This is a genomic window from Geodermatophilus sp. URMC 64, from assembly GCF_053502555.1.
Genome location: NZ_CP199955.1, coordinates 2,566,390 through 2,589,448 on the forward strand (window position 1 = coordinate 2,566,390; position 23,059 = coordinate 2,589,448).

The window sequence follows — 23,059 nt, forward strand, 5'->3', positions numbered from 1 at the left end:
AGGGCGAGGAGAGGGGGAGCCGTCATGAGCGAGGCACCTCCCGCAACGAGTCTTCCGCGCACGTCGAAGCTCGCCCCGGAGCCGAATCCGGACGACTGGGCCGGAGACTTCCTGCGCCTCATGGACCGCGAGGAAGACGCCAGTCTGGGCAGACGCATCGTCGTCGTACCGGACGGCAACACGCTCTACGCACTGCAGCGACTCTGCGTCTCGGATCAGGTCGCCCGACGGTGCCTCACCGCCCGTTACGTGATCTCCGGTCCGGCTGCTCTCGGCACGATGCTCGCGTCGTTCGTCAGCGACGTCGAGGCCGTGCGCAGCCGGCAGCCGGTCACCCTGGGCGACCTCGTCGACCAGGAGCAGGGTGCGCACTGGCTCCGCTTCGCCAGACGGGTGGCCGCGTCGTCTCCGTGGTCAGGCCTCGTCGACGAGCGGCTCCCGCTCGCGCGCTCGGCCGGACGGCTGACCCTGAGCGACCCCGGTGACCTGTTCTCGGCGATCGGGCCGCCGACCGGATACGCCTCCGCGGATGCGTCGACGCCGGTGCTCGCGCCGGACGAGTGCCTGGTGCTTCTCGTGGACGGCGACGACGTCCTGCAGCACGTCACCGACATCGTGAACGTGCTGCCACGCGGAGTCCTGCTCGTCCTGACGAGCCCGCCCGAACGGGAGCTCGACTGGCTGACCGAGCTGATCGGCCCGGTCACGCGGCTGCCGCCGTTCCCGGGCCCCCGGCCGTCGCGGGATCGGATCACCTACGAGGCGAGCGCGCTCGCGGCCGATAGGCCCGCCGACGTCGACGCCCTCGGCATGACCGGCCTCGCGTCGACCACCGCGAAGCTGCTGATGCATGAAGGCACGGGCCCGATATGCATCGGAGTCGAGGCCCCCTGGGGGAAGGGGAAGTCCTCGTTCCTGCGGTTGGTGCGCGGCGAGGCCGAGCGACAAGCGGCGAGCGATCCGACAGGCAGGCGATTGCTGTCCGTCGACTTCAACGCCTGGGTCTACAACAACGCCGAACAGGCATGGGCGGGCCTCGCTGTCGAGGTGATCGCGGCCGTCGAGTCCGCGTTGACCCGCCGGCAGCGACTCGTGCTGCGCTGGAGCTACGCGTGGCACCACCGGCGCGCGGGCCTCGTGGGGGCGGGAACGGGCGCCGCACTCGCGATCGGGCTCGCAGTCCTGGTCGCGGTGCTCAGTGGGTGGGACGTCGTCACCGCCCAGACGGACGACCCGATCCTGCTCACGCTGACCGCGGTCAGTCCGGCCGTCGTCGGTCTGCTCGTTCTGGTGGGAGCGGCGTACCGGCTCACGCGGCCGGTGTCGCAACGGGTGCACGAGTACCTCGCACGGCCCGACCACGCCGTCCGCCGCGGGTATCAGAACGATGTCGTCAGCGATCTCCGCTTCACCCTCGCCGCCCTGCGTCGCCACAAGAAGGAGCTGCGAGTCGTGGTGATGGTCGACGACCTGGACCGGTGCGCCGAGGACAAGGTCGTCGAGATCCTGCAGGCGATCAACGTGGTGCTCGCACAGAGCGACGTGTACACGCTGCTGGCGATCGACGGCGACATGGTCCGCCGCGCCGTCTATCGCCACTACCGCGACTCCGCGGAGGCGGACCTCCCGCCCGAGTACCAGCTGGACGAGGACTTCCCGCACGAATACCTCGAGAAGATCGTGCAGTTCTCGATCCACCTGCCCCCGACGAGCGGAGCGACGCGGGCCGCCTACGTCCGATCCCTGTTCACGGTGCCGCCCGCGCCGGAGCCTGCGACCACTGCCGTCGCGTCGCCCCACCCCTCGGTGGGTGGCCGGGTCAAGCAGGGACTCGAGATCGACATGTCCCACGTCGCGCCGCCGACGCTGGGCGAGTTCGTCGACGTGCCGATGGCGGACACCCTGGCGGAGGCGGACGCCATGGCGCTGTACCACCGGCTGCTCGACGACAACGCCCGGGAGATCAAGCGCGCGGTCAACGTGCACCGCTTCGTCAAGATCGCGCTGTACCGGACCGAGAGCCCGCCGTCCGAAGAGATCCAGCGACGGCTGGTGCTGTGGGTCGTGCTGTGCCTGGCCGACCCCAAGGCCGTGGGTGCCCTGCTGCGCAGGGACGACGTCGCCACCCTGGACGGCGATCTGCTCGACGCGTTGCGGGAGCCGTTCGCGCAGCGAGGCATCGAGGCCGTCCCGGATCGGTTGCCGGCCTCGGACCTGCCGCTCTTCATCGCCGCGGCCAACCTGATCCAGCTAGTGGGCCCGGACCGCGCCTGACACCGGCCTTCGGCGTAACCGTCCGGCGCAGCGCCGCGATCGCGGCCGTGGCGCCGAGCCGCTCGAGCGCGGCCAGCCCGCGGGCCCGCTCCGCCGCGATCCCCGTCAGCACGCGCTCCACGGCCTCCTCGTACCGCTCGCCCAGAGCCGCCCAGGCGGCGGCCGCGTCCAGGGGGCGCCCCGCGAGCCCCGTCGCCCACGGCCCGATCGCGTCCGCCGGCACGGTCACCGGGTGACCGGCGCGCTGCAGGTACCGCAGCAGCTCCGACCGGCTGCCGCGGTGCCCGGCCGCCGCGGCCTCGCGCAGGACGTCGGCGGCCAGCTCCGGCATCGCCGCGACGTCGCCGCGGAGCCACGCCAGCTCCACCTCGGCCGCGGCCACCGGCCCGGCCACGAAGATCTCGCTGCGCACCTCCGGCGCGGCGTCCGCCGCGCTCAGCACCGCCGCCGCCCCCGGATCACCCCGGCGACCGAGCAGCCGGGCGAGCAGGCAGCGGGCCTGCAGGCCCATCGCCGCCGGGTCGCCCGGGGTGGCGAGCAGGGCGCGCAGCCCGGCGATCGCTTCGTCCCACCGTCCGGAGCCGGCCTGGACGGCGGCCCGGGTGAGCCGCAGGCGGTACTCCCCGCCGAAGAACTCGCACTGCTCGGCCAGCCGCAGGCCCAGGTCGACGTAGCGCTCGGCGTCGGCGAACCGGCCGAACCGGTAGGCGCTGCCCGCCGCGTTGACGCACGCCCGCACCCGCAGCTCCAGGTGCGGGTCCTCGGAGGCGAGGCGGATCGAGCGCTCCAGGTCGGCGGTGCCGCGCTCGTCGCCGTCGGCGAGCCGGCCGCTGCCCACGTAGAACAGCGCCTGGCAGCGGATCTCGTCGCTGTCCGCGCGCTCGGCCAGCTCCAGCGCCTGCTCGGCGTAGCGGGTGCACTCCGCCCCGGGCTCGGCCACGATGCCCACGGTCCCGAGGTTGCTGTGCGACCGCGCGAGGCACGCCAGGGCCGCGGCCCGCCGGACGTCGTCCCCGCCGTTCGCGAGGGCCGTCACCGCCGCCGCGGCGGCGTCCCGGGCGGCCAGCGGCCCCCGGGCCCAGAAGGCGGCCTTCGACAGCACGATGAGGGCGTCGGCGAGCAGGGGGACGTCGTCGGCCTCCCGCGCCACGGCCACGGCCCGCGACGCGCTGGCGAACGCCTCCTCGAACCGGTTGAGGTAGTACAGCGACGACGCGTGGTCGGCCAGCAGGCGGCCGAGGGTCCCGGGCGGCAGTCCCGACCCGGCCTCGATCACGACCTGCAGCGTGGCCGCGGCTTGGCGGTAGGCGCCGGCCCGCACCGCGTCGGCCGCCGCCTTCGGGCCGATGTCGACCAGGACGTCGGGCCGCCGTCCGGCCTGGGCGTGGTGGACCACCCGGGCGAGGTCCGGCACCGGCTCGCGCAGCAGCGCGTCGAGCACCTCCCGGTGGGCGGCGACGAGCTCCCCGGACGTGAGGGTGGAGAGCACCGCGGCGCGCGCGATCTCGTGCCGGAACCAGACGTGCGCCGCGTCCCCGGAGAGCACGCCGGCCCGCTCGGCCTCGAGCAGGGGTGGGAGGCGGCCGTCGGCGAGGTGCTCGGCCAGCGTCCGGCCGACCCGCGAGGGGACGACGGCCAGGCGCTGGACGAGGTGCTGCGCCTCCGCGGACACGCCGGCCAGCCGCGCCAGGACGGCGTCCCGCACGGTCGCGGGCAGGCCGCCGTCGCCGGCCGCGAGGATCTCGGTGACGTAGAAGGCGTTCCCGCGGGTGACGCGGTGCACGCGCCGGGCGTCGGCGGCGGACCCGGCCAGCGCGGCGACGGCGTCGAGGCTGAGCGGGCGCACGGGGATCCGCAGCAACGCCGTGCGGGGCAGCGAGCCGAGGACCTTGCGCAGGGGATGGGCCAGCCCCAGCTCGTCCTCCCGGCAGGTGAGCAGCAGGAGGGCGGGCAACCCGGCAACGCGGCGGGCCAGGTGACGGACGGCGTCGACCGTCGCGTCGTCGGCCCAGTGCACGTCCTCCAGCGCGAGCAGGGTCGGCCGGGCGCCGAGCAGGCGGGTCAGCGCGGGGAAGACCGCCTCGGGCTGCCCGCCGGCGGCCAGGGCGTCGGCGAGCTCACCCGGGACCGCCTGCGCCAGGTCCCGGAACGGGTCCAGGGACCGGGGCGCGAGCAGGTCGTCGCAGCCGGCCTGAAGGACGGCGACCCGGCCGGCGACGCGGGCGACCAGCTCGGCGAGCAGGGCCGTCTTGCCGCTGCCGGCCTCGCCGCTGAGCAGGACGACGAGGCCGCGGCCGGTCGCGACCGTGGCGTCCACGGCCGCGGCGAGCCGGTCGAGCTCGGCGTCGCGCTCGACCAGCCGCGGGCCGTCCGCGGGTCGTAGCGCCGCAGCGCCTCGGCCCCGTTGCCCGCGTCGACGGCACGGCGCAGCAGGGCGAGGTGGGCCTCCTCGTCGGCCGGGGCCAGCTGCAGGACCTCCTCCCAGCGGCCGGCGGCGCGCAGCAGCGCCAGCCGCGAGTCGCGCACCCGCGCCCGCGGTTCCCGGGCCCACGGCTCGTACTCGTCGTCCGGGAGCAGCTCGTCGGGGGCGAGCGCGACGGCGGCCGCGCAGGCGGCGGGGCGGCTCGCGGACGGCTCGGCCAGGGCCGCGGTGGCGGCGGCCTCGAACCGCTCGGCGTCCACCGTGACCGGCCCGCCGGGCAGCAGCGCCACCCAGTCGTCGCGCAGCGCCACGCCCTCGGGCGTGCCGAGGGTGCGGCGGGCGTAGTGGGCGGCCTTGTGCAGCCGCGGGCGGGCCTCGTCGAGGAGCAGGCCGGGCCACAGCGCGTCGACCACCCGCTCGCAGGGCAGGCGGTGGCCCCGGGTGAGCGCCAGCAGCTTCACCAGGGCGGCGGCGTCCCGGCGGGGGAAGGGCGGCAGCGCGACGCCGTCCCGGCGCACCTCGAAGCGGCCGAGCAGCCGCACCTCGATCGTCCCGTCAGCCATGTCCGCCGTCCGGCCCGCGCCTCACCCGGCCCGCGTCGCGCGCAGGAGCAGGCCGAGCGCGAGCCCCAGCGTCGCGTGGCCGACGACCCCACGGGCGTGGCTGACCAGGGGATAGGAGGTCAGCAGGGGGAGGGACGTGCCCTCGTCGACGACGAGGAAAGCCGCCGCGCCGACGGTGAGGCCCGCGGCGAGCGGCGACATGCCGCGCCGGGTGAGCGCCGCGGCGAGCACCCCGTAGCCCACGCCGAAGCTGCGGTGCACCGCGACGCCGACCCGGCCGGCGGCCTCGTCGTCGAGCGACCGGCCGACCACCCGCCCGAGCTGCCTGCCCAGACCGACCAGCGTGCCGCCCGGGGCCAGCTCCTGCTCGCGGCGCTTGGACGTCTCGCTCTGGCGCCGGTAGAACGCCGTGGTCGCGACGTCCATGGTGCGGCTGGCGACGTAGCCGGCCAGCGCGCCGGACCACGGGGACGGGGAGCGCGGGGTCACGGGGCACCACCCTCTCGCCGGAGGCGGGATCGCGGGCAGTATCCCGGCCCAGCGCCCTCCGCGGGAACGATCGGCCCCCTCCGGGACCGGCGCAGCGGCAAAGACAGTCAGTTCTGGTCATGCCCGGCGAGGTGCTGCCGGGTCAGGCTGACGGCGTGCGATCGACGCCCTTTGCCGAAGGCCGGGTCCAGCCCGGCACGCGGATGCTCCTCGTCGCGTTCGCGGGGCTCACCCTGCTCGCGGTCCAGGCGCTGCTGCTCTCCCCGCCGACGCCGGCGGAGCCGTTCGCCTGGCGCATCGACCGGCCGGCGACCGCCGGCTTCCTCGGCGCCGCGTTCGCCGCGGGCTGCGTGCTGTCGGTGCTCAGCCTGCGGCGCCGGCGGTGGGCCGACATCCGCGTCCCGGTGATCACCGTCGGCGCGTTCACCGCGCTGACCCTCGTCGCGACGCTGGTCCACGCCCACCGGCTGCTCCTGACCGAGGGCGGCACCGCGACGAAGCTGACCGCCTGGGTCTGGCTCGGCGTCTACCTCGTCGTCCCGTTCGCCTGCCTGGCGGTCATCGGCCGGCAGGAGATCGTGCGCGGCCCGGCGCCGGAGGTCCGCCGGCCGATGCCGGCCTGGCTGGCCGCGGTCCTGGCCGTGCAGGGTCTCGTGCTGGGGGCCGCGGGGACGACGCTGTTCGCCGGCAACCTGACCGTCCACCACCACGACACCGCCGTCACCGGCCCCTGGCCGTGGCAGCTGACGCCGCTGTCCGCCCAGGTGATCGGCGCCTGGCTGCTCGCCTTCGCGCTCGCCGCCGCCCTGGCCATCGCCGAGCGGGACCTCGACCGGCTGCGGGTGCCGGCGGCGGCCTACACGGTCTTCGGCGTGCTCGAGCTGGTCGTGCTGGTCCGGTACCGGTCCGAGGTCGACGCCGGCGACCCGCGGCTGTGGGGCTACGTGCTCCTGCTCGTCGCCGCCGTCCTCACCGGCGGCTACGGGTGGGCGGCCGCGCGGCGGCCGGCCGGTCAGGGCGCCCAGATCCTCCCGGCCGCCGGCCGGGCGGACGACGGGGACGGCCGGCCGGCCAGTTCCGCCACGAGGGCGGCGGCCGCGGCGAGGTCGAGCGCGCTGCCCTCGGCCACGGCGGCGGCGTACCCGTCCGCTGAGAGCGCCGCCTCTGTGTCGGCGACGTAGCGCCGCCCGTCGACCGGGTCCATGCGCCGGGGGTCGTAGCCGATCCGGCGGGCCAGCGTGTCGACGGCCCCGAGCAGGACGGCGGCCGAGCGCGGGTCGCCCGCGGCGGTGACCGCCCCGGCGGCGGTGAGCAGCCCGGCGAGGGTCGACGTCCGGTCGCCGTCGCCGACGGCCAGGGCGACCGCCCCCGCGACCGCGTCGAGCGCCTCCACGGCGCGGCCCACCTCGATGAGCACCTTCGCGCGGATCCACAGCGCCGAGCACTCGGCCCACGTGTGCCCGAACCCCCGCGCCAGCTCGGCGGCGCGGTCCAGGTGCTCGAGGGCGGCGTCGGGGTTGCCGTCGGCCCGGGAGAACTGGCCGAGGGTCATCGCGATCTCCGACCGCACCCAGTCGATGCCGCACACCTCCGCGACCGCCATCCCGCGGGCCACGTCGCGGGCGGTCTCGTTGTCCTTGTCGACGTGCCCGAGCAGCGCCCGGACGAAGCCGCGGAGCACCAGGGCGAGGGCGAGGATGCCCTCGTCCTCCGGCGCGATCTCGATGATCTCGTTGGTCCGCGCCCAGATCGACGCCACATCGCCGGTGAGGTAGGCCAGCAGCGCGTCGCCCAGCAGGCCCTGCATCCGGACGCCGACCGGCGCGTCCGGCGCGGCGGTCAACGCCTCGGCCAGCCACTGCCGGCCCTCCTGCACGTGGCCGCGCCGGTACCACCACCAGCCCAGCGAGCCGGCGATGCGCAGTGCGATCGCGCCCTGCCCGGTGGCCAGCGCGTGCGCCATCGCCGCGCGCAGGTTCGGCTGCTCGGCATCGAGCCGCAGCCAGCTCGCCGCGCCGTCCCGGCGGCGCAGCGTGGGCTCCAGCCGCGTGGCGAGGTCGGCCATGAAGGACGCGTGCCGGTCGCGGAGCACCCGGCGCTCGTCGTCGTCGACGAGCTGGTCGCCGTACTGCCGCAGGGTCTCCAGCATCCGGTAGCGGCCCCGGCCGTGGTCGACCTCGACCAGCGACTGGGCGGCGAGCGCGCGCAGCGGCTCCAGGGTGCCGCCCGGCCCGTCGGGGCCGGCCACGGCCTCGACGGCGTCCGCCGCGAAGCTGCCGTGGAAGACCGACACGGCACGGAACACGGCCAGCTGGCGGGCGTCGAGCAGGTCGACGCTCCACTGCACGGTCGCGGCCAGCGTGCGCTGGTGCGGCCGGGCCGTGCGCCAGCCGCCGGAGAGCAGGCCGAACCGGTCGTCGACGCGCGCCGCGACCTCGGCCAGCGGCAGCGTGGTCAGGCACGCCGCGGCGAGCTCGACGGCCAGCGGGAGCCCGTCCAGCTCCGCGCACACCGTGCCGACCAGGGCCAGCTCCTCGGGCGAGGGGTCGGCCAGGTGCGGCGCGGCCAGCCGGGCCCGGTCGAGGAACAACCGGACGGCGTCGCTGTCGGCGTCGCCGGCGGGCATGGGGCCGCACGGCACCACCGCCTCGCCGGGCAGGCCGAGGGGCTGGCGCGAGGTGGCCAGGACGCGCAGCTCCGGGCAGCGGGCGATCAGCGCCGCGACCACGTCGGCCGCGGCGTCGACGACGTGCTCGCAGTTGTCCAGGACCAGCAGCAGCGGGCGGCCCTGCAGCGCGGGCACCAGCGCGGGAACGGCGTCCCCGGCGGTGAGGGTGACGCCCAGCGCGCTCGCCAGCTCGCCGGCGACCAGGTCGGGGTCGGCGACGCCGGCGAGCTCGACCAGCGTGGCGGGCAGGCCGGCGGCGGCCTTCCGGCGGGCGGCCTCCAGGGCCAGCCGCGTCTTGCCGCTGCCGCCCGGGCCGACCAGGGTCACCAGCCGCTGCGCGGCCAGCGTCGCGCCCAGGACGTCGAGCTCGCGCTCCCGGCCGATGAACGCGGTCAGGGGCACGGGGAGGGTCTCCGGACGGGCCGGCTCGGGAGCAGGCCGCGGTGCCGGGACCGGCGCCGCCGCGGGCGCAGGCGCCGGCCGGGACAGGCCGGGGTCCTGCCGGAGCATCCGCTCGTGCAGGGTCTGCAGTTCGCGGCCCGGGTCGACGCCCAGCTCGTCGGCGAGCAGCCGGCGGCCCTCGTCGTAGACGGCCAGCGCCTCCGCCTGCCGGCCGGCGCGGTAGAGCGCCAGCATCAGCGAGCCGCGGAGGCCCTCGCGCAGCGGCTCGGCCCGGACCAGCCCGCGCAGGTCCTCGACCAGCTCGGCGTGCCGGCCCAGGCGCAGGTCGAGGTCGGCGGCCAGCTCGCGGGCGTCGAGTCGCAGCTGCTCGAGCCGCGCGGCCTCCTCGACGGCGAAGGTCTCGGCGACGTCGGCGTAGGCCGGGCCGCGCCAGAGATCCAGCGCCTCGCCGACGGCCGCGCGGGCGCCCTCGAGCTCGCCGCGCTCGGCGCAGCCGCGGGCCTCGCGCAGCAGCGCGGTGAAGCGGAGGGCGTCGACGTCCTCCGGAGCCACCTCCAGCCGGTAGCCGGGGTCGCGGGTGACCAGCACCTGCCACGCGCCGGGACCGGTACCGGGCTCGAGCTCGCGGCGCAGCTTGGAGATGACCGCCTGGAGCGTGCCCAGGTACGCGGCCGGCGGTGAGCCGTTCCAGACCCGCTCGACGAGCACGTCGAGCGGAACGGTGGCGCCGGCGTCGACCAGCAGGGCCGCGAGGACGGCGCGGTGGCGGGGCGTCTGGCGGGGGACCGGCCGGCCGTCGTGCCAGACCTCCACCGGCCCCAGCACCCGGAAAGATCTGGAACTCACGCGCGGAGGATATGCGGTTGGACCGACTCCAATGGTGGAACGGCACCGTGTTCCCGCCGGTCGGGGGCACGGCAAGGGCGTGCCAAGGGCGCGCCAAGCGTGGCCGCGCAGGCTCTGCGCCGACCGTCCCACCCGGCCGAGGAGCCCCCCGTGACCGCCGCACCGCCCGCCCGCCCGCTGCCCGCGGCGCGCCCGCCCCTGTCCGAGCTGGCCGGCCTGCTGCGCGGGCGGCTGCGGCCGCCCGCGGTCGGGGAGGGGGCGCCCGGTCCGCTCGCCGTCGTCGAGGTCGCCAGCGCGGACGACGTCGCCGCCACGGTCCGCTTCGCCGGCCGGCACGGGATCGAGGTGGCCGTGCAGGCGACCGGCCACGGCGGCGGGATCCCGCTGGACCAGACCCTGCTCGTGCGGACCGCGCAGCTGGACGAGTGCACCGTGCATCCCGAGGGCTGGGCCCGCGTCGGCGCCGGCGTCCGCTGGCAGCAGGTCCTCGACGCGGCCGCGGTGCACGGCCTGGCCCCGCTCACGGGCTCCGTGTCGGGGGTCGGGGTGGTCGGCTGCACGCTCGGGGGCGGGCTGGGGCCGGTCGCCCGCGCCTACGGGCCCTCGTCCGACCGGGTCCGCGCCTTCGAGGTGGTCACCGGCGACGGCGCCCTGCGGCGGGTCACGGCGCCCTCGGACCCGGACCTGTACTGGGGGCTGCGCGGCGGCCGGGGTGCCCTGGGCGTGGTCACCGCCGTCGAGTTCGACCTGCTGGCCGTCGACGAGCTCTACGCCGGGGCGCTGCGGTTCGACGGCGCGGACGCCGGTACCGTGCTGCACCGCTGGCGCACGTGGTGCGCCGGGCTGCCCCCGCAGGCGACCACCTCGTTCGCGCTCGTGCGGGACCGGGAGACCGGGCGGCTGACCGCCGCCGTGCGCTTCGCGTGGGTCGGCGATGCCGACGCCGGAGCCGCCCTGCTGGCCCCCGTGCGCGCGTGCGCGGTGCCGCGGGACGACGGCGTGCGCGTGCGGCCCTACACCGAGCTGGGCGAGATCCACGACGCCCCGCACGCACCGCGCGCCCTCACCGAGGCGCAGCTGCTGCTCGACGCGCTGCCGGAGGAGGCCGCCGACGCGCTGCTCGCCGCGGCCGGTCCGGGCTCCGGCTCACCGCAGCTGCTCGTCGAGCTGCGCCAGCTCGGGGGGGCGATCGCCCGGGTGCCGGAGCGGGCCAGCGCCCTCGCGCATCGCGACGCGGCGTTCAGCCTCGTCGTCGACGGGCCTCCTGCGCCCGGGGTGGCCGAGCACGCCGCCGGCGTGCTCGCCGCGCTGGGCCGCTGGTCCACCGGCCGCGGGATGGCCACGTTCGGCCGCGAGGAGTCGCCGGCCGAGCTGGCGCGCGTCTACGACGCGGCGACCCTGCGGCGGCTCGCGGAGCTGGCCGGCCGGTACGACCCGCACCGGATCCTGGCCGGCGCGCGGGGACTGCACTCCCTCGCCGCCCGCTGACCGCGCCGCGGTGCACGCGCGACGGCGGCGGGGCCCGGGAGGGGCACCGCCGCCGTCGGTCGGCGGGCGTTCGCTCAGGGCGCGGCCGCCAGCGCCGGGGTCTCTCGCGTGGCGGCCGTGCCCCCGTCGCCGCCGGTCGCGTCCCCGGCCTCGTGCTCGTCGAGCATCGTCGCTTCGTCGAACGGCGACTCACCCGACAGCGCCGCGTCCAGCTGGGCGCGGTCGAGCTCCCGCGTCCACGTGGCGATCAGCACCGTGGCGATGGCGTTGCCGGCGAAGTTGGTCAGCGCCCGCGCCTCGGACATGAACCGGTCGATGCCGACGATCAGGCCCACCCCGTCGAGCAGCTCGGGACGGTGCGCGGACAGGCCGCCGGCGAGGGTGGCCAGCCCGGCGCCGGTGACGCCGGCGGCGCCCTTCGAGGCGATGATCATGAACAGCAGCAGGCCGATCTGCTCGCCGATCGACAGCGGGTCGCCGAGGGCCTCGGCGATGAACAGCGAGGCCATCGTCAGGTAGATGGCTGTGCCGTCGAGGTTGAACGAGTACCCGGTCGGGACGACGATGCCCGCGACCGGCTGGCTGACGCCGGCGTGCTCCATCTTCGCGATCAGCCGCGGCAGCGCCGTCTCCGACGACGAGGTCGAGACGATGAGCAGGAACTCCCGGCCGAGGTAGCGCAGCAGCGAGAACACGTTCACGCCGGCCGCTGTTCGCAGCAGCAGGCCGAGGATCCCGACGACGAAGATCACGCACGTGGCGTAGAAGCCGAGCATGAGGACGGCAAGGCTCTTCAGGGCGTCGACGCCGGTCTCGCCGACGACCGCGGCGATCGCGCCGAACGCGCCGATCGGGGCCACCCACATGATCATGGCCAGCACGCGGAAGACCAGCTTCTGGAAGGAGCCGACGGCGCGCAGGATCGGCACGCCGGAGCGGCCCATCGCCTGGATCGCGAAGCCGACCAGCAGGGCGATCAGCAGCGCCTGCAACACGGAGCCCGACGTCAGGGCGGACACCAGCGTGGTGGGGATCAGGCCGAGGACGAACTCCGTCGTCCCACCGCCCTGCTCGGCCTGGGCCGCGAGGTCGGTGCCCTGGCCGCGGAGTGCCTCGGTCACCTGCAGCCCCTCGCCGGGGTGCAGGAGGTTGCCGACGACGAGTCCGATGGTCAGTGCCACGGTCGACATCAGCAGGAAGTAGCCGAGGGCCAGCCCGCCGACGCGGCCGACCTTGGCCGCCTGCCGGATGGAACCGATGCCCAGCACGATCGTGCAGAAGATGACCGGCGCGATGAGCATCTTGATCAGCCCGACGAACGCCGTCCCCAGCCACTTGAGCTCCGTGGCGAACGCGGGAAAGACCAGGCCGACGACGATGCCGAGTACCACCGCCGCGATGACGGCGAGGTAGAGCCAGTGGGTGCGGTCGCGGCGCCGCGGCCGCGACGCCGGTGGGGGTGCGCTGACGGAGGCCATGACTGCTCCTGCGGAGTCTGCCGGGGGAATCCCGGGGTGGGTCGGCCCGGTGTGAGCCGTGCCTCACCCTCGGGCGCCCGGTGACTCCGGTCACGTTTGCGTTCATAGCGTTCACGGCAGACGGCGGGACACTCCCAGGCGTGCGAATCCCCGCGTTCGTGGCGCGGCCGGGCACCGGCGAGACCAGCCTGGCGGCCCGGTTGCTGCTGCTCCAGGCGCTCGTGGTGCTCGCCGTCGTGCTCATGTCCAGCGCCGTCGCCTACACCGACGCCCGCTCCGACGTCCGGCGCGACGCGGAACTGCGGACCACCGCGATCGTCGACAGCCTCACCACCTCACCACTGGTCCTGCAGGCGGTCACCGCCAGCGACCCGACGGCGGTGCTGCAGCCCTACGTCGAGCGGATCCGGGCGGAGACCGGCACCTCCTTCATCACGGTCTTCGCCCCCGACCGCACGCGGTTCACCCATCCCGACCCGGCCGAGATCGGCCGTCCCTTCCGGGGCACGATCGCACCCGCGCTGGCCGGCCGGACGTTCACCGAGACCTACACCGGCACCCTCGGGCCGTCCCTGCGCACCACCGGACCGGTCCTCGACGACCGGGGGCGGGTCGTGGCGCTCGTGTCGGCGGGCATCACGGTCGCGGCCATCGGCCGCGACCTCACCCGCGACGTGCCGGGCATCGTCGGGACGGCGCTCGTGACCCTCGCCGTCGGCGCGCTCGGGAGCTGGGTGCTCAGCCGCCGGCTCCGGCGCCAGACGCACGGGCTCTCCCCGGGGGAGCTGGCGCGGCTGGTCGACTACCACCACGCCGCCCTGCACGCGGTCCGAGAGGGGCTCCTGCTGGTCGACGACGAGGGCCGGGTGCAGCTGGCCAACGACGAGGCGCGGCGGCTGCTGGGAGTGGCCGACGACCCGACCGGCCGGCGCGTCGCCGAGCTGGGCCTGCCCGGGGAGCTGACCGAGGCCCTGACCGGCCGGCGCGCCGTGACCGACGAGGTGTTCCTGGCCGGCTCGCGGGTGGTCGTCGTCAACCAGGCGCCCACGTCCCCGGACGGCGGCTCGACCGGCACCGTGGTCACCCTGCGGGACCGCACCGAGCTGCAGGCGGTCACGGGCGAGCGGGACAGCATCCGGGCCTTCGCCGAGTCGCTGCGCGCCCAGGCGCACGAGGCCGCCAACCGGTTGCACACCACGGTCTCCCTCGTCGAGCTGGGGCGGCCGCAGGACGCCGTCGAGTTCGCCACAGCCGAGCTGGCGACGGCCCAGCGGCTGACCGATCGGGTCGTCGATGCCGTGGGCGAGCCCGTGCTGGCGGCGCTGCTCCTCGGCAAGGCGGCCACCGCCCACGAGCGCGGCGTCCGCCTCGACGTCGATCCCGGGACGGCCGTCGGTGCCACCGGCCTCCCGGGCGGCGACCTGGTCACCATCGTCGGCAACCTCGTCGACAACGCGATCGACGCGGCGCTCGCGGGGGAGCCACCCCGGGAGGTGCGGCTGGCCGCCTGGGAGGAGGACGGGCGGCTGGAGATCCGGGTGGAGGACAGCGGTCCCGGGCTGTCCGAGGAGCAGGTGACGCGCGTGTTCGAGCGCGGGTGGACGACGAAGGCGTCCGCCGAGCCCGGAGCTCCCGGCCGCGGCCTCGGGCTGGCGCTCGTCCGGCAGGCCGTGCTGCGCAACGGCGGCACCGTGACCTGCCGCCCGGGGCCGGGCGCCGAGTTCTGCGTCTCGCTCCCGGTCGACGGCCGGCGGGGGCGGCCGCGATGATCCGCGTGCTCGTGGTGGAGGACGAACCGGTGGCCGCCGAGGCGCACCGCGCCTACGTCGACCGCACCACGGACTTCACCACCGTCGCCGTCGCCGGCACCGGCGGGCACGCGCTCGCCGTGCTCAGCCGTACGCAGGTCGACCTGGTGCTGCTGGACATGAACCTGCCGGACACGCACGGCATAGAGCTGTGCCGCCGGATCCGCGCGGCCGGCGTGGACGTCGACGTGCTGGCCGTGACCTCGGCGCGCGAGCTGTCCACCGTCCGGGCCGCGGCCGCCCACGGCGTCGTCGGCTACCTGCTCAAGCCGTTCACCTACCCGGCGCTGCGCGACCGCCTGGAGGCGTACGCGAGGTATCGGGCGCAGCTCGTCCGGGGAGGCGACGCGAGCGGGCAGTCCGAGATCGACCGGGTCCTGGAGGCCGTGCGTCCCGCGGGGACGGCCCCGCTGCCGAAGGGCATGGGCCGCGAGACGCTGGACGCCGTGGTCTCCGCGATCCGGGCCGCCGACGGGATCTCGGCCACCGAGACCGCCGAGGCGATCGGCGCCTCGCGGATCACCGCCCGCCGGTACCTCGAGTACCTCGCCGACACCGGACTGGTCGACCGGTCGCCCCGCTACGGCGGCACGGGCCGCCCGGAACTCGAGTACCGCTGGCGACCGGGGAGCCCTTAGCTCTCCGCTGCTCGCCGCGCTCGGCGCCGGCCTTCAGCCCGGCGGTGAACCGCACCGGCCCCCGGTACTCGCCGCCGAGTTCCTCGCCGATCGACTCCTGGTCGCCATCGTCGTCGCCACCGTGTTGTCGCCGTCGTGCTCACTCGCTGGACCGGGGCTCCCAGCCGAGCGCGGGGCCGAGCTTCGTGGCGATGTCGGTGAGGATCTGCACGTAGTCCTCGTGCTCGAAGCTGAACGGCAGCGCGAAGGCCACCTCCCTGACCTCGCGGAAGGCGGCGTTCGCGTAGAGCGCCTCGGCGATCTCGTCCGCGGTGCCGAGCAGGTCGGGCGCGAACAGCAGGCCGGTCGGCCCCTGCGGCGTCCCGATCCGGGGACTGCGGGCCTCGACGTAGGCCCGGTACTTCGCGCGCTGCTCCGCGGTGGCGCTGTCGGTCGGGATCACCACCAGCCCCTGCGAGACGCGGGCGGCGTCCCCGTCCGGATGGGCGGCGCGGAAGGCGTGCACGTGCGAGCGCTGGATCTCGGTGAAGTCGGCCGAGTCCACGGCCTTGACGACGTTGCTGGTCAGGAAGTTCATGCCGTGCTCGCCGGCCCACCGTGCGGAGCTCTCGCTGCCGCCGCCGTACCACATCCGCGCCGCCAGGCCGGGGGAGTGCGGCTCGACCCGGTCCGACCACTCCTCGACGACGCTCTCCCGGCCGCGGAAGGACGCGGCCCGCTCGCCCCGGACGAACCGCAGGAGGCGCGCCACCCGCTCGTAGGAGAAGTCCTCCACGTCGGCGGTGTCCGGGTAGAGGGCGCCCTTCACGTCGTCCCAGTGCATCGGCGGGCCGACGCTCACGCCCGGATTGAGCCGCCCGCCGGAGAGGACGTCGACGGTCGTGAGGTCCTCGGCCAGCCGCAGCGGGTTCTCCCAGCCCAGCGGGATGACGGCGGTGCCCAGCGCGATCCGCCGGGTGCGCTGGGTCGCGGCGGCCAGGACGGCGACCGGCGAGGAGATGCCGTACTGCAGGTGGCGGTGCCGCACCCAGGCGCTGTCGAACCCGAGCCGCTCACCGAGCTCGATGACCGCCAGCGTGGTCTCGTGCCCCGGTCCGGGATCGGCGCCGTCGAACAGGCCGATGGTGAGGAAGCCCAGCTTCTCCAGCGGGACCGAGGGATCGGGCATGCGGCACTCCTTCGTCGGGTCGCGCCGAGTATCTCCGCCCGCGGCCGGACCTCCTCCTGGCATCCATCCCCTTCCGCCGGCGAGGACGCGGGACGCGGGACGGGTGGGACGACCGGTCGTCGGGTAGGAGCCGGGGGTCCGAACGGCCGATCGGCGGCTCCGAGCCGCAGGATCCGGGCGACGCTCTCCAGATCGAGGAACCCGCACATGGCGCGCAACACCGTGTCCCGCTCCCTCCACGACGTGGGGCTGGCCGCCTGGTTCGGCGGCACGCTGGCCAACGCCGTCGCCCTCAACCCCGCCTCGGCAGAAGCAGGGTCGGCGTCCCGGACCGGCGCGGTGGCCAACGCCGGCTGGGACCGGTGGACGCCGGTGAACGCTGCGGCCATCGGCGCTCACCTCGTCGGCAGCGTCGGCCAGCTGCTGGGCAACCGCGGGCGCGTGGAACGCCAGAAGGGCGTCGCCGCCATGTCGCTGACCAAGACCGTGCTCACCGCCGCGGCCCTGGGCGTGACGGCCTACAGCCGGGCCCTCGGCCAGATCGTCTCGCAGGGCGGCGCGGTCCCCTCCAAGAGGGCGACGAAGCCCAGTCGCCGCGCGCGGGGCGAGGTCAAGGCCGCCCAGCAGAGGCTCGACCAGCTCCAGTGGGTGGTGCCCGCGCTCACCGGCGCGCTCGTCGTCGTCAGCTCCTACGCGGGGGAGCAGCAGCGCGCCTCCGAGGTGCTGCGCGGAACGCAGCAGCTGGGATCCGCCCTGACCGGCGGCCCCGCGGTCGGGACGGCGGGGCCGGTGGCCACCGCGGACGGCACCGTCTGAGCGGAGTCCTCCGCCGGGAGGTGCGCGACCTCACGCCGTCCCTCAGCGGATGCCCCCGCCCCGGTCCTAGGCTCGGGGCATGCCGCATTTCGACGTCGTCGTCCTCGGGGCCGGTCCGGGCGGGTACGTGGCCGCCATTCGCGCTGCACAGCTCGGCAAGAGCGTCGCTGTCGTGGAGACGAAGTACTGGGGCGGGGTGTGCCTGAACGTCGGCTGCATCCCGTCCAAAGCCCTGCTGCGCAACGCCGAGCTCGCCCACCTGGTGCGCGACGAGGCCAAGACGTTCGGCATCTCCGGTGAGGTCACCTTCGACTTCGGTGCCGCCTTCGACCGCAGCCGGACGGTGGCCGACGGCCGCGTCAAGGGCGTCCACTTCCTGATGAAGAAGAACAAGATCACGGAGTTCGACGGCTGGGGCGAGTTCACCGACCCGCACACCCTGCGCGTCGCGCTCAGCGGCGGCGGCGAGGAGACCGTCACCTTCGACAACGTGATCATCGCGACCGGCACGACCACCCGGCTGATCCCGGGCACCTCGCTCTCGGAGCGGGTCGTGACCTACGAGGAGCAGATCATGACCCGGGAGCTCCCGGGGAGCGTGATCATCGCCGGAGCCGGCGCGATCGGCGTCGAGTTCGCCTTCGTGCTCCGCAACTACGGCGTGCAGGTCACCATCGTCGAGTTCCTCGACCGGGTGCTGCCGCTGGAGGACGAGGCGGTCTCCAAGGAGCTCGCCAAGGCCTACCGCAAGCTCGGCGTCGACGTCCTGACCTCCACGAAGGTGGAGAAGATCGACGACTCCGGCGACTCGGTGACCGTCACCGTGTCCAACGCCAAGGGCACGCAGGAGCTCAGGGCCGACAAGGTCATCCAGGCGATCGGCTTCGCGCCGCGGGTCGAGGGCTACGGCCTGGACAAGCTCGGTGTTCAGCTGACCGAGCGCGGCGCCATCGCGATCGACGACCACATGCGGACCAACGTGCCGCACGTGTACGCCATCGGCGACGTGACGGCGAAGCTCATGCTCGCCCACGTCGCGGAGGCCCAGGGGGTCGTCGCCGCGGAGACGATCGCGGGCGCCGAGACGATGACGCTCGAGTACCCGATGATGCCGCGGGCCACGTTCTGCTCCCCGCAGGTGGCCAGCTTCGGCTACACCGAGGCCCAGGCCCGCGAGCTCGCCGACGAGAAGGGCTGGAAGGTCAAGGTCGTCCAGTTCCCCTTCACGGCCAACGGCAAGGCCCAGGGCCTCGGCGAGCCGGGCGGGTTCGTCAAGCTGATCGCCGACGAGACCTACGGCGAGCTGCTCGGCGGCCACCTGATCGGCCCCGAGGTCACCGAGCTGCTGCCCGAGCTCACCCTCGCGCAGAAGTGGGACCTCACCGCGCTCGAGCTGGCCCGCAACGTGCACGCCCACCCGACGCTGTCCGAGGCGCTGCAGGAGGCGTTCCACGGCCTGACCGGCCACATGATCAACCTCTGAGTTCGCTGTGGGTCGGCGGCGGCGAGTGGACAGCCGCCGCCGGCCTCGTGCATGATTGGTTGCAGTAGGGGAGTACCCCTCCGCGGAGCGTCGTCAGTACGGCCTGGCACCAGGCCCGGCGCGACCGGCCCGGAAGACGTCCGGGTGGGGGAGACCTGCCGACCGTCGGGTTGGAGGACTCCCGCCATGAGCACCGCTGTTTCGTCGACCGTCCCTGTTGCTGTCGCGCCCGAGAGCGTCCCCGTCGCGCCCGATAACTGGGTGACGCCGACCTGGGACGAGGTCGTGCGCGAGCACTCCGCCCGGGTCTACCGGCTGGCCTACCGCCTCTCCGGCAACCAGCACGACGCCGAGGACCTCACCCAGGAGACGTTCATCCGGGTGTTCCGGTCGCTGGCGAACTTCTCGCCGGGCACGTTCGAGGGCTGGCTGCACCGGATCACCACGAACCTGTTCCTGGACATGGTGCGGCGCCGGCAGCGGATCCGGTTCGACGCGCTGCCGGAGGACACCGAGCGGCTGCCGGGCAGCACGCCCAGCCCGGAGCAGGTGTACGCCGACACCCACCTCGATCCGCAGATCCAGGCGGCGCTGGACGCGCTCTCGCCGGAGTTCCGCGTCGCCGTGGTGCTCTGCGACATCGAGGGGCTGACCTACGAGGAGATCGCGGCGACGCTGGGCATCAAGCTCGGGACGGTGCGCAGCCGCATCCACCGCGGGCGGGTGCAGCTGCGCGAGGCGCTGGCCCACCTGGACCCGCGCCGCGCCGCCGCCGTCCCCGGCGACGGGGCGGCGTAGTCGCCCGAACCGCAGCGCGGCAGGATGGCCCGATGGAACCGGACTCCGGGCTGGAACCGGATCGGGAGCCCAATCTCGACGAGTTCCTGCTCGCCCGCATCGCCGAGGACAAGCGGATCGCCGTCGACGCGGCCGAGGGCAGCGGGCAGCAGCGGTGGCACCACGGCGACGGGGCGCTCGGCTCACTGCCGCCGTTCGTGGCCGAGCACGCCGCCCACCACGACCCGGCGCGGACCATCGCCGAGTGCGCGGCCCGGCGGCGGCTGGTCATGGCCTGCCGCGACATCGGCCCCGACCTGCACTTCCTCGGTGCTCGGCCGCACGGCCTGGCCGACTTCTTCCTCACGCCCTCCGACCAGCACCAGCTGGCCGCGCTGACCCTGGCGCTGCTCGCGCTGCCCTACGCCGAGCACCACGACTACCGGCCGGAGTGGCGGCCCTGAGCTATCCGGCGCCCAGGGCCGCCGGCACCGGCCGTTCGGCCGGTCCCCGCGCGGCCCGGCGCAGCGTCTCGGCGTAGAGCCGCTCGTAGCCGTCGGCCATCACCGCGGGGGAGAACCGCCGGCGGGCGGTCGCCGCGCACGCCTCCGGGTCCAGCTCGTCGAGCCGGCCGAGCGCCGCGGTGAACCCGGCCTCGTCGGTCGCGAGGAACCCGGTGACTCCCTCGTCCACCAGGGAGGGCAGGCAGCCCCGCGCCATGCCGACGACCGGCGTCCCGGCGGCGAGTGCCTCGCAGACCGCGGTGCCACCGGGCTCGGCCCACCGGATCGGGAACAGCGCCGCCCGCGCGGACCGCAGCAGCCGGCGCTTCTCCTCGCCGTCCACGCTGCCGATCCAGCGGGCCCCGTCCCCGAGCAGGGGAGCGACGTGCTCGCCGAACCAGCGGACGTCGGGGTAGCCGTGCAGCGGGCTGGAAGGGTCGGCGAGCGCGGCCGCGAGCGCCGAGGCGTTCGGCTGACCGCCGACCGGGCCGGCCAGCACGAGCGGCACCCCGGCCGCGCGGCACGCCCGCACCGCGATGTCGGTGCCCTTCAGCTCGCACAGCCGGGCGAGGACGAGGACGTGGTCGCCGCGTTCCTCCGGGGCGGCCGGGGGCTCGTCCGGGATCGGCACCGACAGGGGGACGGCGCCGAGCGCCTGCCGCCGCAGCAGCGCCGGGCCGCGGGCGAGCTGGCTGTCGGAGACGCCCGCGTAGAACACCCGCCCGCCGCCGTCGAACGCCTCGTAGAACGCGGCGTTGCGCCGCAAATCCCAGTGCAGCGTGTGCAGCACGGGCGGCGCCGCCGGGCCGAGTGCGGCGAGCACCGCCGGGCCGACCACCTCGACGTGGCTGTGCACGAGGTCGAAGGGGACGCCGGCCGCGGCGTGCCGGCGCAGCTCGGCCACGACCGCCTGCTCGTGGGCGTGCGCCAGCCCGGTGACCTCGGAGTACGGGGCGGCCAGCCGCCCGAACTGGCCGGTGCCGAAGGCGGCGACGCACCCGTCGGCGGGCTGCGTGCTCTCGCCGACGGTGGCCAGCACGACCGTGTGCCCGCGGCGGCGCAGCTCCGTGGTCAGCGTGGCGACGACGTTCTCCAGCCCGCCGTAGCCGCGGGGCGGCACCGGCAGCCACGGGCCGGCGTCCATGAGGATCTTCATGCGGGCCGGCCTGGGGTGTCGATGCCGTGCAGCGCCCGGTACTCGGGCACCGTGCACATGGGCGGGCGCTCGATGACGCCGACGTCCCAGGCCACCGCCTCGACGTCGGCGCCGTCCCGGACGAACTGGACCAGCTCGTCGCCGGGCACCGGCAGGCTGTGGCAGCGGGCCAGGGCGGTCTGCAGGATCTGCCCGGCCATCCGGCCCAGCGCGGCGTCGGACTGGTGGCCGTGCCGCCGCGTGCCGAGGTCCACCTGGGCGAGCGCGTCGATGCCGGCGAGCTCGGCCAGGTCGATGAGCAGGCCCAGCTCCACGCCGTAGTGCGAGACGAACGGCACCTGCTCGAGCAGCCGGCGCCGGCCGGCGTACTCCCCGCTGAGCGGCTGGACGAAGCCGGACAGGTGCGGCCACAGCGCGCCCAGGAGCGGGCGGGCGGTGAGCTCGGTGACCCGGCCCCCGCCGGTCGGCACCAGCCCCTCGGTCGTGGCCAGCGGCCGGTCGTAGAGCCCCTTGACGTAGCCGACGGAGGGGTCGGTGATCAGCGGGCCCAGGAGCCCGACGACGAACCCGGGATCGAAGTCGTGGACGTCGGAGTCGAGGAAGACCACCAGGTCGCCGTCGGTGACGAACAGCGACTTCCAGAGCGCCTCGCCCTTGCCGGGCACCCGCCCGTGCGCGGGCAGGACGTCGTCGACGTGGACCACGCGCGCCCCGGCGGCCGCGGCCACGGCCGCCGTCCGGTCGGTCGAGCCGCTGTCGACGACGACGAGCTCGTCGACGAGCGGGACCCGCTCGACGAAGGACGACCGGATCGCCTCGACGATGGCGCCCACGGTCGCCTCCTCGTCGAGGGCCGGCAGGACGACGCTGACCGTGCCGCCGTCGCGCCGCTTGGCCTCGAGCAGGCCGGCGGCGCTCCAGCTGGAGGCGCGATAGGTGCGGCGGGCCAGCCAGTGCGTGATCTCGCTCCGCATGCCCCGATCTCCTTCCGACGACGCTGTCGTGGCCGTGGTTCCCCCCGGAGGGGGCTCAGACTGGTGCACGACCCCGCCGGTTGTCTCGTGATCGGCGCGCGGCATCTGTGGCCGGACCCGGGGTCGAGGCGGCAGGATCCCCGCCCATGACGGTCCGGGCGGGGCTCATCGGTGCAGGTGCGGTCGGCTCGCGGCACGCCCGCACGCTCGCCGCCATGGACGACGTCGAGCTGGTCGGCATCTGCGATCCCCTGCGGCCGGCGGCCGAGGCGCTGGCCGAGACGCTCGACGTCCCGGTGGCCGACGACCCGGACGACCTGCTGCGCACGCGCCCCGACGCCGTCTGGCTGTGCGTGCCGCCGTTCGCGCACGGCGAGCTGGAGCACTCCCTGGTGCGCGCCGGGCTGCCGTTCTTCGTGGAGAAGCCCCTGGCAGCCGACCTGGCCGTCGCCCGGGACGTCGCCGCCGCGGTCGCCGCCGCCGGACTGCCGACCGCGACCGGCTACCACTGGCGCTACCTCGACACCGTCGGGCGGGCCGCCCGGGCGGTCCGGGGGCGGGCGGTCCGGCTGGTCGCCGCCCGGTGGTGGGGCGCCACGCCCGCCTCCCCGTGGTGGAGCCGCGAGGAGCTCTCGGGCGGGCAGGTGGTCGAGCAGGCGACCCACGTGCTCGACCTGCTCCGGCTGTTCGCGGGCGAGGTAACGGAGGTCGTCGGTGCGGCGGCGCCGTCCTCGGCGGAGGCGCGGGACGTGCCGGACGCGACCGCCGCGGTGCTCCGCTTCGAGTCCGGGGCCGTCGGCACGGTGAGCACCTCCTGCCTGCTGCCGTCGCCGACCGCTGCGGGCCTGGACGTGGTCACCGACGCCCTGTCGGTGCACCTGACCGAGACCTCGCTGCGCATCGCCACCCCGGAGGGCGACCAGTGCGCCGCGCCGGAGGTGGACGCCCGGCGCGCCGTCGACCGGGGCTTCGTCGACCTGCTCTCCGGCCGGCCGGCGCCGGCGGGGCTGGTCGACGTCGCCGAGGCGCTGCAGACCCACGCCCTCGCCGTCGCCGTCGCCGAGGCGGCCCGGATCGGCACCGCCGTCCCGGTCGGGGCGCGGTGA

16 protein-coding genes are annotated in these 23,059 nt (G+C 75.5%); 9 read left to right on the forward strand and 7 right to left on the reverse strand.

Annotated elements, in window-relative coordinates; translation table 11 throughout:
* Window positions 1–24 precede the first annotated feature (24 nt).
* On the forward strand, window positions 25–2,274 hold the full coding sequence (locus ACWIYF_RS12650; protein WP_448628484.1) for a P-loop NTPase fold protein: 2,250 nt from the start codon (window positions 25–27) through the stop codon (window positions 2,272–2,274).
* Here the strand turns inward: ACWIYF_RS12650 and ACWIYF_RS12655 are convergent.
* From ACWIYF_RS12655 to ACWIYF_RS12665, 3 genes are all read right to left on the reverse strand, one after another.
* Entirely contained in the window at window positions 2,225–4,591 is a 2,367-nt protein-coding gene (locus ACWIYF_RS12655) for an AAA family ATPase (protein ID WP_448628485.1), read from the reverse strand. The two genes, ACWIYF_RS12650 and ACWIYF_RS12655, sit on opposite strands and share 50 nt — an antisense overlap.
* 689 nt (window positions 4,592–5,280) lie before the next feature.
* Complete coding sequence (locus tag ACWIYF_RS12660; RefSeq protein ID WP_448628486.1) at window positions 5,281–5,748, reverse strand: hypothetical protein; 468 nt, start codon at window positions 5,746–5,748, stop codon at window positions 5,281–5,283.
* A 1,012-nt stretch (window positions 5,749–6,760) separates the two neighbouring features.
* The gene (locus ACWIYF_RS12665) at window positions 6,761–9,664 is read right to left on the reverse strand and encodes a BTAD domain-containing putative transcriptional regulator (RefSeq protein ID WP_448628487.1); all 2,904 of its coding nucleotides are present in this window, start codon (window positions 9,662–9,664) and stop codon (window positions 6,761–6,763) included.
* A gap of 150 nt (window positions 9,665–9,814) precedes the next feature.
* Here ACWIYF_RS12665 and ACWIYF_RS12670 point away from each other — a divergent pair, with 150 nt between their 5' ends.
* The gene (locus tag ACWIYF_RS12670) at window positions 9,815–11,152 is read left to right on the forward strand and encodes an FAD-binding oxidoreductase (RefSeq protein ID WP_448628488.1); all 1,338 of its coding nucleotides are present in this window, start codon (window positions 9,815–9,817) and stop codon (window positions 11,150–11,152) included.
* Window positions 11,153–11,226: 74 nt separating this feature from the next.
* On the opposite strand, the gene ACWIYF_RS12675 is transcribed toward ACWIYF_RS12670, so the two are convergent.
* Complete coding sequence (locus ACWIYF_RS12675; protein WP_448628489.1) at window positions 11,227–12,630, reverse strand: cation:dicarboxylate symporter family transporter; 1,404 nt, start codon at window positions 12,628–12,630, stop codon at window positions 11,227–11,229.
* A 140-nt stretch (window positions 12,631–12,770) separates the two neighbouring features.
* Between ACWIYF_RS12675 and ACWIYF_RS12680 the strand changes: the two genes are divergently transcribed.
* Both ACWIYF_RS12680 and ACWIYF_RS12685 read left to right on the forward strand, forming a co-directional pair.
* Window positions 12,771–14,399, forward strand: coding sequence for a sensor histidine kinase (locus tag ACWIYF_RS12680; RefSeq protein WP_448628490.1), 1,629 nt, complete (start codon window positions 12,771–12,773; stop codon window positions 14,397–14,399).
* Window positions 14,396–15,076 (forward strand): response regulator, encoded by a 681-nt coding sequence (locus tag ACWIYF_RS12685; RefSeq protein ID WP_448628491.1) that lies wholly within the window; start codon window positions 14,396–14,398, stop codon window positions 15,074–15,076. The genes ACWIYF_RS12680 and ACWIYF_RS12685 overlap by 4 nt, the downstream gene beginning before the upstream one ends.
* Window positions 15,077–15,215: 139 nt before the next feature.
* Here the strand turns inward: ACWIYF_RS12685 and ACWIYF_RS12690 are convergent, their stop codons facing one another.
* A complete protein-coding gene (locus tag ACWIYF_RS12690; protein WP_448628492.1) occupies window positions 15,216–16,244 on the reverse strand; it encodes an LLM class flavin-dependent oxidoreductase in 1,029 nt (342 codons plus the stop codon).
* Between the two features lie 207 nt (window positions 16,245–16,451).
* Between ACWIYF_RS12690 and ACWIYF_RS12695 the strand changes: the two genes are divergently transcribed.
* The 4 genes from ACWIYF_RS12695 to ACWIYF_RS12710 all read left to right on the forward strand — a co-directional run bounded on the left by ACWIYF_RS12695 (window position 16,452) and on the right by ACWIYF_RS12710 (window position 19,784).
* Window positions 16,452–17,060, forward strand: coding sequence for a hypothetical protein (locus ACWIYF_RS12695; RefSeq protein ID WP_448628493.1), 609 nt, complete (start codon window positions 16,452–16,454; stop codon window positions 17,058–17,060).
* Window positions 17,061–17,139: 79 nt separating this feature from the next.
* Window positions 17,140–18,543 carry a dihydrolipoyl dehydrogenase gene (gene lpdA / locus ACWIYF_RS12700; protein ID WP_448628494.1) on the forward strand — a complete coding sequence of 468 codons (1,404 nt, stop codon included), beginning with the start codon at window positions 17,140–17,142 and terminating at the stop codon, window positions 18,541–18,543.
* Window positions 18,544–18,729: 186 nt separating this feature from the next.
* A complete protein-coding gene (gene sigE, locus ACWIYF_RS12705; protein ID WP_448628495.1) occupies window positions 18,730–19,341 on the forward strand; it encodes an RNA polymerase sigma factor SigE in 612 nt (203 codons plus the stop codon).
* Window positions 19,342–19,373: 32 nt separating this feature from the next.
* Complete coding sequence (locus ACWIYF_RS12710) at window positions 19,374–19,784, forward strand: DUF6221 family protein (RefSeq protein ID WP_448628496.1); 411 nt, start codon at window positions 19,374–19,376, stop codon at window positions 19,782–19,784.
* Between the two features lies 1 nt (window position 19,785).
* Here the strand turns inward: ACWIYF_RS12710 and ACWIYF_RS12715 are convergent, their stop codons facing one another.
* Complete coding sequence (locus tag ACWIYF_RS12715) at window positions 19,786–20,979, reverse strand: glycosyltransferase (protein ID WP_448628497.1); 1,194 nt, start codon at window positions 20,977–20,979, stop codon at window positions 19,786–19,788.
* Window positions 20,976–21,953 carry a glucosyl-3-phosphoglycerate synthase gene (locus ACWIYF_RS12720; RefSeq protein WP_448628498.1) on the reverse strand — a complete coding sequence of 326 codons (978 nt, stop codon included), beginning with the start codon at window positions 21,951–21,953 and terminating at the stop codon, window positions 20,976–20,978. The genes ACWIYF_RS12715 and ACWIYF_RS12720 overlap by 4 nt, the downstream gene beginning before the upstream one ends.
* Window positions 21,954–22,099: 146 nt before the next feature.
* Here ACWIYF_RS12720 and ACWIYF_RS12725 point away from each other — a divergent pair, with 146 nt between their 5' ends.
* Window positions 22,100–23,059: a Gfo/Idh/MocA family protein gene (locus ACWIYF_RS12725; RefSeq protein ID WP_448628499.1), complete on the forward strand. Its 960-nt coding sequence runs from the start codon at window positions 22,100–22,102 to the stop codon at window positions 23,057–23,059.

What these genes read in the sequence shown, in the direction of transcription:
- ACWIYF_RS12650 (WP_448628484.1), top strand. Translation starts at nt 25, where the DNA reads ATGAGCGAGGCACCTCCCGCAACGAGTCTTCCGCGCACGTCGAAGCTC.
- ACWIYF_RS12675 (WP_448628489.1), bottom strand. Translation starts at nt 12,630, where the DNA reads ATGGCCTCCGTCAGCGCACCCCCACCGGCGTCGCGGCCGCGGCGCCGC.
- ACWIYF_RS12685 (WP_448628491.1), top strand. Translation starts at nt 14,396, where the DNA reads ATGATCCGCGTGCTCGTGGTGGAGGACGAACCGGTGGCCGCCGAGGCG.
- ACWIYF_RS12690 (WP_448628492.1), bottom strand. Translation starts at nt 16,244, where the DNA reads ATGCCCGATCCCTCGGTCCCGCTGGAGAAGCTGGGCTTCCTCACCATC.
- ACWIYF_RS12695 (WP_448628493.1), top strand. Translation starts at nt 16,452, where the DNA reads ATGGCGCGCAACACCGTGTCCCGCTCCCTCCACGACGTGGGGCTGGCC.
- lpdA (WP_448628494.1), top strand. Translation starts at nt 17,140, where the DNA reads ATGCCGCATTTCGACGTCGTCGTCCTCGGGGCCGGTCCGGGCGGGTAC.
- sigE (WP_448628495.1), top strand. Translation starts at nt 18,730, where the DNA reads ATGAGCACCGCTGTTTCGTCGACCGTCCCTGTTGCTGTCGCGCCCGAG.
- ACWIYF_RS12710 (WP_448628496.1), top strand. Translation starts at nt 19,374, where the DNA reads ATGGAACCGGACTCCGGGCTGGAACCGGATCGGGAGCCCAATCTCGAC.
- ACWIYF_RS12715 (WP_448628497.1), bottom strand. Translation starts at nt 20,979, where the DNA reads ATGAAGATCCTCATGGACGCCGGCCCGTGGCTGCCGGTGCCGCCCCGC.
- ACWIYF_RS12720 (WP_448628498.1), bottom strand. Translation starts at nt 21,953, where the DNA reads ATGCGGAGCGAGATCACGCACTGGCTGGCCCGCCGCACCTATCGCGCC.
- ACWIYF_RS12725 (WP_448628499.1), top strand. Translation starts at nt 22,100, where the DNA reads ATGACGGTCCGGGCGGGGCTCATCGGTGCAGGTGCGGTCGGCTCGCGG.